Source organism: Rothia nasimurium (genome assembly GCF_004569295.1).
In the GTDB taxonomy this organism is placed as follows: Bacteria; Actinomycetota; Actinomycetes; order Actinomycetales; family Micrococcaceae; genus Rothia; species Rothia nasimurium_B.
Genome location: NZ_SPQC01000068.1, coordinates 1 through 8,137, shown reverse-complemented (window position 1 = coordinate 8,137; position 8,137 = coordinate 1). Strand labels below are relative to the sequence as shown.

Annotated in this window: 7 protein-coding genes and 1 rRNA gene; all 8 read right to left on the bottom strand. The window is 61.9% G+C overall.

Annotated elements, in window-relative coordinates; genetic code table 11:
* Positions 1-1,599, bottom strand: a 1,599-nt coding sequence (locus tag E4U03_RS12035; RefSeq protein WP_135013964.1) for a CTP synthase, incomplete at its 3' end; no start/stop codon positions are given.
* 95 nt (positions 1,600-1,694) lie between these two features.
* The gene (gene recN, locus E4U03_RS12030; RefSeq protein ID WP_135013963.1) at positions 1,695-3,401 is read right to left on the bottom strand and encodes a DNA repair protein RecN; all 1,707 of its coding nucleotides are present in this window, start codon (positions 3,399-3,401) and stop codon (positions 1,695-1,697) included.
* A gap of 23 nt (positions 3,402-3,424) precedes the next feature.
* Positions 3,425-4,420 (bottom strand): NAD kinase, encoded by a 996-nt coding sequence (locus E4U03_RS12025; protein WP_135013962.1) that lies wholly within the window; start codon positions 4,418-4,420, stop codon positions 3,425-3,427.
* Positions 4,421-4,510: 90 nt separating this feature from the next.
* The gene (locus E4U03_RS12020) at positions 4,511-5,263 is read right to left on the bottom strand and encodes a TlyA family RNA methyltransferase (RefSeq protein WP_135013961.1); all 753 of its coding nucleotides are present in this window, start codon (positions 5,261-5,263) and stop codon (positions 4,511-4,513) included.
* Between the two features lie 28 nt (positions 5,264-5,291).
* A complete protein-coding gene (locus E4U03_RS12015) occupies positions 5,292-5,492 on the bottom strand; it encodes a hypothetical protein (protein WP_135013960.1) in 201 nt (66 codons plus the stop codon).
* Positions 5,485-6,474 (bottom strand): HAD-IIA family hydrolase, encoded by a 990-nt coding sequence (locus E4U03_RS12010; RefSeq protein WP_135013959.1) that lies wholly within the window; start codon positions 6,472-6,474, stop codon positions 5,485-5,487. The genes E4U03_RS12015 and E4U03_RS12010 overlap by 8 nt, the downstream gene beginning before the upstream one ends.
* On the bottom strand, positions 6,474-7,808 hold the full coding sequence (locus E4U03_RS13240) for a tetratricopeptide repeat protein (RefSeq protein WP_194210415.1): 1,335 nt from the start codon (positions 7,806-7,808) through the stop codon (positions 6,474-6,476). The genes E4U03_RS12010 and E4U03_RS13240 overlap by 1 nt, the downstream gene beginning before the upstream one ends.
* A 215-nt stretch (positions 7,809-8,023) precedes the next feature.
* Positions 8,024-8,137 (bottom strand): 5S ribosomal RNA (gene rrf / locus E4U03_RS12000); the annotation flags it as partial.

Genomic DNA, 8,137 nt, shown 5'->3' with positions numbered 1-8,137 from the left:
CTTCAGGGCCTGGGTGGCGATGTAGTAGGGGTGCTCGCTCACGGGCAGCTCGACGAACTCCACCAGGGACGAGTCGGGTGAGGTTCCGGAGATGACCAGCCCGGCTTCTTCCAGCTGCTGGCGGTAGTCGTTGTTGACCTCGTAGCGGTGGCGGTGGCGTTCTGCTACCTCGGTTGCCCCATAGACGCTTTCGGCCAGTGAACCTGCTGCCAGGGTTGCCGGGTAGAGACCCAGGCGCATGGTACCGCCCAGGTCACCTGCGCCGCCCACGAAGGCCTTCTGCTCTTCGATGGTGGCGATCAGCGGGGATGCGGTCTCGGGGTCGAACTCGGTCGATGAGGCGTCCTTGATGCCGAGCACGTTGCGGGCGTATTCAAGCACCATGGACTGCAAACCTAGGCAGATGCCCAGGGTGGGAATCTTGTTTTCGCGGGCGTGGCGCAGGGCGCCAATCTTACCGTCGAGGCCACGGATGCCGAAGCCGCCGGGCACGAGAATGGCGTCCATGCCGCGCAGCTGGTGGGCGGCGTCCTCCCGGCTCGCACAGAGGTCGGCGGCAACCCACTTGATGTTGACCTTAGCGTCGTTGGCAAAGCCGCCGGCGCGCAGAGCCTCGGTAACCGACAGGTAAGCGTCGGGTAGGTCGATGTACTTACCGACCAAAGCAACGTTAACCTCGGTCTTGGGGGTGTGGACGGCGCTCAGCAGCTTATCCCACGGGGTGAAGTCAACGGGGTTAGCGTCGATGCCCAGGTAGTCCAGGATGTAGGCGTCGAGGTTCTGGCTGTGCAGGGTCTTGGGGATGTCGTAGATGCTGGGGGCGTCAGCGCAGGAGATGACGGCCTCGGGCTCTACGTCGCAGGCGTGACCAATCTTAATCTTGTGTGACTCGGGCACCTCGCGTTCGCAGCGCAGGATCAAGCCATCGGGAATAATACCCAGGCCACGCAGGGCGGCAACGGAGTGCTGGGTGGGCTTGGTCTTCAGCTCACCAGACGGCCCGATGAAGGGCACCAGAGACACATGCAGGAAGAAGACGTTGCGGCGCCCCACATCGCGACGGACCTGGCGGGCGGCTTCGAGGAAGGGCAGGGATTCGATGTCGCCCACGGTGCCACCGATTTCGGTGATGATGATGTCGGGGGCGTTTTCGCCTTCGGCGGGAAGGCGCATGCGGCGCTTAATTTCGTCGGTGATATGGGGAATGACCTGTACAGTATCGCCCAGGTATTCACCGCGGCGTTCCTTAGCGATGACATGGGAGTAAACCTGACCGGTGGTGACGTTAGCTGCCTGGGAGAGGTTCTCATCGAGGAAGCGTTCGTAGTGGCCGATGTCGAGGTCGGTTTCTGCCCCGTCGTCGGTGACAAAAACTTCACCGTGCTGGAAGGGATTCATGGTGCCGGGATCGACGTTGAGATAGGGATCGAGCTTCTGCATGGTCACTGAGAGACCGCGGGAGCGAAGAAGTCGTCCGAGAGATGAGGCTGAAAGGCCTTTGCCGAGAGATGAGGCTACGCCGCCGGTGACGAAAATCTGGCGGGTGACTTTACCGTTGTTTGATGCGTTTGTATCTACCACGGAATTCCAGCCTATCACCGTTTCTGTTTCGCGCGTGTAAACACTGTGGGGCAGGGCCCGGTGGGCGGACGCCTGCCCCGGCTTCTGCGGGCAGGTAGGGAACCTGCCCGGGGCTAGATCTGGCCGGCGTCGACCAGGAGTTCCCGGGCATGTTCCTGGGCTGCTGCCGACTGGTCGTGGCCAGAGAGCATGCGGGCAAGCTCTACGACTCGTTCCTCGGGTGTGAGAACCTGCACACGAGAAAGGGAACCGTCATCGTTTTTGCGCACCAGGATGTGCTGGTCGGCAAAGGCAGCTACCTGGGGCAGGTGGGTGACTACCAGTACCTGCACGTTCTTGGCGAGCATGGCCAGACGGCGGCCGATTTCGATGGCTGCTTTACCGCCGACGCCGGAGTCCACCTCGTCAAAGATGAAGGTGGGCACGGGGTCTACCTCTGAGAGCACCACTTCGAGGGCCAGCATCACGCGGGAAAGCTCACCACCCGAGGCGCCCTTGCCCAGGGGGCGGGGGACGGCCTGAGTGTGGGGAGCCAGCATGAAAGTCACCGCGTCCTTACCGTAGCGGTGGAACTTCTCGGTTTCTTCTACTTCAACCACCAGCGAGGCGTTCGGCATGGCCAGGGCTGAGAGTTCTTCGCTGACGGCCGCTGCCAGTTTGCGGGCAGCCTTGGTGCGCAGGTCGGTGAGCTCCGCAGCCTGCTCCCCCAGAGTCTCGCGCAGCTGGCGCAGCTCGGCTTCCAGGGCCTCCTGGCGGGCCGGATCGTCGGAGAGGGTTTCCAGGCGGGTCCGAGATTCTTCTGCCCAGGCCAGCACCTCGGCAATATCAGCCCCGTACTTGCGGGTCAGGCTCTTGAGCTGGGCCCGGCGGTGCTCGACCTCAGCGAGGCGTTCCGGCCCCTCGGTATCTAGCCCTGAGGTGTAGGCCGAGATTTCTTCGGTAATGTCGGTCACATGAATCAGGGCCTCATTCAGCCGTCCAGCGAGAGCTGCCAGGTCGGCGTCCGCATCTGCTTCTGCGGCCAGGGCGGTGCGGGCGGCATCGAGCAGCTCCAGCACGTTGGGCTCGTCCGCGTCCCCGTATTCGGTGCCCGACAGAGCGGCGGACGCCGTCGCCGCAGCTAGACGCAGGGACTCAACGTTGGCCAGTTTTTGGCTTTCTGCCCGCAGGGACTCATCTTCGCCCTCGGCAGGCTGCACCGAATCAATTTCTGCCAGAGCCCCCTGCAGGGTCTGGGCTTCCAGCGCGCGGGCGCGGGTATTTTCGCGGACGTCGCGAAGTTCTCCGGCAGTCTGACGGTAGCGCTCGTAGTTGACGGTGTAGGCCGCCAAAAGCTTTTCAAGTTTTTTCCCAGCGTAGGAGTCCAAAGCGTGACGCTGTTCGGCGGCATCCTTGAGACGCAGCTGGTCGGACTGGCCGTGGAGCGCAACCAGGGTATGACCGATATCTGCCAGCGTGCCGATAGGGGCAGAAACACCACCCACGTGGGCGCGGGAGCGACCGGCGGCACTGACGGTGCGGGCCAGAAGCAGCTCAGCAGAACCGCCGTCAAGCTCCTCAACCGAACCACCGGCGTCCTCGGCCAGGACCAGGGCGCGGTGCCCCTGAGGCAGGCGGATGACGGCCTCAGCCAAGGCGTTCTTAGCGCCGTTGCGCACGCTAGAGGCATCGGAGCGAGCGCCCAGCAACATACCCAGAGCCGTCACGACCATGGTTTTACCGGCACCCGTCTCGCCGGTCAGTACCGAGAAGCCGGGTTCAAGAGGCAGGCGGGCATCGGTAATAACGCCCAAATCGCGCAGGTGGATTTCTTCAATCACGTGAGAAAACTTTCTAGACGAGGTTAGTCGTTACGGATGACGGTCAGGGCACTGGTCGCAGGCCCGGGAGTGTGGGGGCCGCGCCAGCCCGCAATAGGCAGCTCGAACTTCTTGACCAGGCGCTCTGAGAAGGGGGCCGGGTGCATACGGGCCAGACGGACGGGCTTGGACGAGCGGGTCACCTCGACGCGGGCCCCGGGAGGCAGGTCGCGGGTACGGCGTCCATCGCACCAGAGCACACCTTCTGGCCCGTTGGCGGAGATCAGCTCTACCGCCATCATCGAAGTCGGTGCGGTCACCAGGGGGCGGGCAAAAAGAGCGTGGGCCGAGAGGGGCACCATCAGCATAGCCTCAACGCTGGGCCAGACGACCGGGCCGCCGCCAGAGAACGCGTAGGCGGTCGACCCGGTCGGGGTTGCCAGCACCACGCCGTCACAGCCAAAGGACGAGAGCGGGCGCCGGTCTACCTCAATGACCACTTCGATCATTTTTTCGCGGTTGCCCTTTTCAACACTGGCCTCGTTGAGGGCCCAGGTTTCAAGAATTTTCTGGCTGCCGTCCCAGACCTTCACGTCAATCGCCATGCGCTCTTCGACCGTGTAGTCACCAGAGACCACTCGCTCAACGGTTTCGGTCAGGTCGAACTCTTCGGCCTCTGCAAGAAACCCTACGTGGCCAAGGTTGACGCCGATGAGGGGTATCTGGGTGTGGCGAATCATCTCGGCGGCGCGCAGAATCGACCCGTCACCGCCTAACACCATACCCAGCTCGATGTCTTTGAGCGCCACAGACTCGTGGGCCACCGCCACGGGGACGGGGTTCTCCCATTTTTCGGTCAGGGCTTCCAGGTCAGCGCGGTTCATCACGGGCACCAGGCCAGCCCGGTGCAGCTGCGTGCAGGTAGCACGAGCAGCGTTGCGGGCTTCAAGACGGCCGGTATGGGCGAAGACAAGAATATTGCGCTCCCCCGGCGTCTTGGTCTGCTGGGGTGTGAGGGCGGTGTCAGGTGTTTCGTTCACACTTTTAGGCTAGCTGACCGTAGGCGGTTTTGCTGTTTTTCTTAGGCCCAACACACCGAATTTTTCGAATATTTATTCGACTTTGGTGTCTTATGGAGTGGGAGAAGCTGCATCAGGCTTGCGGCACCATAAGAAGAATTCTACGTTGCCGTCCTGCCCTGGCAGGGGGCTTTCCTGTTCCCCCAGCACGAGCAGTCCGGCGTCCTGCGCTGCTGCGCGGACGGACGCCACGGCGTCCGCTCTCACCTCGGGGTCGGTCACCACCCCGCCCTTGCCGATACGGGCCGGGCCCACCTCAAACTGGGGTTTGACCATCAGCAGCAGGTCCCCGCCTACAGCCGTTGCCTGAGCCAGCGGCTCAACGACCTTGGTCAGGGAGATAAAGCTCAGGTCTGAGACCGTCAGGGCTACCTGCCCGCCGATATCCTCGGGGCTCATGTGCCGTACGTTCATGCCCTCGTAGACGTCAACGGCCGGGTGGTTCCGAATCTGCTCGACCAACTGGTCGTGCCCCACATCGACCGCCGCAACCCGGCTGGCACCCCGGCGCAGGAGCACGTCGGTAAAGCCGCCGGTAGAGGCGCCTGCGTCTAAACAGAATTTACCGGCAACGGTGATCTCGGGGAAGGCGTCCAGGGCCCCAGCCAGCTTGTGCCCGGCGCGGCTCACGTACTCGGTCAGCTCGCTGCGGCGGACGCGGACGTGGTCCCCCTCCTTCAGCTTTTGGGCTGGCTTCGTCACGGTACGGCCGTTCACGCTGATGTGCCCGCCCTCAACCATCTTGGCTGCCAGTGTGCGGGAGCGGGCAATCTTTGCCTGCATCATGTACTGGTCCAGTCGCATGTTCTTCCTTCCCGCTCCGTACTCGGCTCTAGCAGCTTGAATCTAGGTCTTCTTTGAGGGCGGACGCCAGCTGGCCCAGCCTCTCGATACGTTCGGTAGCTTCCAGGGCCAGGGCAACTGTCAGCGCCGCCTCGAACTCGGGGTCGAGGGCCTCAGTTTCTTCAATTGGTGCCCCCGAAACGGCCTTTTCTTCGAGGCCCTGGGCGGCCTCGTCCGTTCCCTTAGCCACGGTACACCTGGCTAGGAACAAACGGGGCGGACGCATCGGGGTGGGCAGCCCACCAGGCTGCGCAGGCCACACGCCAGCTATCAATCTCGCTGCCCTCGCCGGTGATGGTGAGTTCAGTGTCGGTTGCCTCAGCGCACCAGCCGGCGCCCCGAGCGCTCATACCGGTTGCGGTAGCCTGCACCTGAATCTGGGGGTAGTCCTCAAAGAAACCCGCGAGGTCTTCCAGAATATAGGTGGGACGCTCCACCGGAATAGCTGCCAGAATGCTCTGGTAGGTCTCTACCCCGGTCATGACCATGGCCGTCGCCATCGCAGCCCGGTTACCGCCCTGGATATCGGTATCTAGGCGGTCGCCCACCACCACAGGACGCTGAGAGTTCAGCTTCTGGGCAGCGGTCACAAAAATAGGTGACTCCGGCTTACCCGCCACCTGCGGGGTGCGCCCGGTAGCCGTAGCCACAGCCCCCACCAGGGTGCCGTTGCCAGGAGCGATGCCGCGTTCCTTAGGGATGGTGAAATCGGTATTCGAGGCGACCCACAGCACCTTCTCATCGGCCAGGGTGTAGGCAGCTTCAGCGAGATCTTCCCACATAATCTTGGGGTTGAAGCCCTGGGCCACTGCTACCGGTTCGTCAGCCTGGCTGGTAACGGGGGTTAGCCCGGCAGCCGCCACGCAATCGGCGAGAGCCTGCGCCCCGGTAATGAGCACCTTGGCCCCGGCAGGGAGCTGGGCTTTCAGCAGTTCGGCCGCAGCCTGGGCTGAGCTAATCACGTGGTCAGCATCGGTATTGACGCCGAGTTCCACCAGGTGATCGGCTACGGCCTGGACGCTGCGCGAGGCATTGTTGGTCACGAAGGCTACCGGCACCCCGGCGTCCTGTGCCCTGTTCAGAGCCTCCGGGGCACCGTCAATAGCGAAGGGCCCGGCGTAGACAACGCCATCAAGGTCAGAGAGAATAGCGTCGTGGGCTGCCAACAGCATTAGTCGCGGTCCCCCTCAGCGGCTTCGTCAGATAGTTCAAACAGGGCTTCTTCTTCTGCCTGGTCTTCACTCACTACGGTTTCAGCGGTCGTCAGGGTTTCGTCGACCTCAAAAAGGGCGCCATCTTCGTTTGCTTCTGGCTCTTCTACGGTTACTGCGTCGGTAGCCTCAGTTTCGGTGACGTCAGCAGCGTCTGCTTCTGTGCCTGCCTCTGCAGCTTCAGCAGCCGGTGCCTGGCCTTCAGCAGCTTCAAGGTCAACGGAGGGCTCTTCGGGTTCAAGCAGGTCCTGCTCAGTGAAAATATCGAAGATTTCAGGTTCAACAAAGTCACCCTGGCCTAGAGCGGCTTCGGTCATCAGGGCAAGACGGGCCCAGCGGGCTGCTTCCTTGCTACGTCCGTCCTGCTCCAGCAGTTCAGCGTAGGTGTTGAAGAGGCGGGGTGAGTAGTCGAACCCGCGCTTGGGGTTCAGCTCAGGGATCTCAAGTGCCTTCAGAGCCTTCTTCAGCTCGCCCTGGTCGCTGTAGATACCGGAGACAACGATAGCGACCTCAGAGCGGACGGCCGCAGGTACCTCTTCGTTCTTCGCTTCTTCAGCCAAGGTCAGGGCCTTTTCGATACGTCCCAGGGCACGCTCGCAGTCCACGAGCAGCGCCAGGTGCTCGTTGGAGCCCGAGATACGGCGGTGGGTGCGCAGCTCACGCAGAGCCAGTTCAAAGTCCTCTGCAGCGTAGGCTGCGATACCGACGACCTCGCGGACGACGCCGATTCGGCCTGCGCGCTTTGAGGCAGCAACAGCGTGTTCTAGGGCAAAGTCGGGGTCAATATCGAGGTAACGGCCGACCATGACCAGGTGCTTGGCTACGGTATCTGCGTTCTGAGCTTCTAGCTGACGCAGAGCACGCAAGGTCCAGTTTTCGAGTTCTTTACCGGTGACGTCGGTGTCGATTTCTGGTGCGTTCTTTGACGGACGGTAGTCACCGCTGGGGTTCTGTGCCTCAGCAGTAAAGTTTCGGTCTTTGCGTTCCCCCTGGTAGCCACGCTTGTTCTGGTCGCGGTCGAAGTTCTTGCGGGGGCCATTACCCTTACGGTCGAAGGAGCGTTCGCCACGGCCGTTGCCATTGTTTTTACGCTCGTCGAAGCGCTTGCTACCGCCGCGGTTCTTGTCAAAGGGCTTCTTCTTGTCGCCGTAGGGGCGGTCACCGTCGCGCTTGGTGTAGCCGCCTTCGTTACGGTCGGAGCAGTCGCTACGGTAGGGGCGTGAGGAGTTACGGTCGTTGTTCTTCTTGTAGCCACCGCGGTTTTTATCAGAGTGGTTACGTGAGTATTCAGCCAAGTGAGCTCCTCTATGGTGTTTGTGGTGGGGGTTGGGTTCTTTTCTGCCCTGTTTTTAATGCTAGGTTCTAGTCTATCTGGCTTGGGGTACCTTGCGTAGGGGCTGCCTGGTCTTACCGGTGCGTTTTCAGGCACACAACTCCACGCTTGCCCGTCGCTTTAAAACAAAAAGAGCCTGAGCTATCAAGCTCAGGCTTTTTCTGTATCCCAATCAAAAACCGGCAGTAACCTACTCTCCCACACCGTCACCAGTGCAGTACCATCGGCGCAAAGAGCCTTAACTTCCGGGTTCGGAATGGAACCGGGTGTTTCCCTCTCGCTATAACCACC

Coding starts and splice junctions, on each gene's coding strand:
- E4U03_RS12020 (WP_135013961.1), bottom strand. CDS start 5,263: ATGCGACTGGACCAGTACATGATGCAGGCAAAGATTGCCCGCTCCCGC.
- E4U03_RS12010 (WP_135013959.1), bottom strand. CDS start 6,474: ATGCTGTTGGCAGCCCACGACGCTATTCTCTCTGACCTTGATGGCGTT.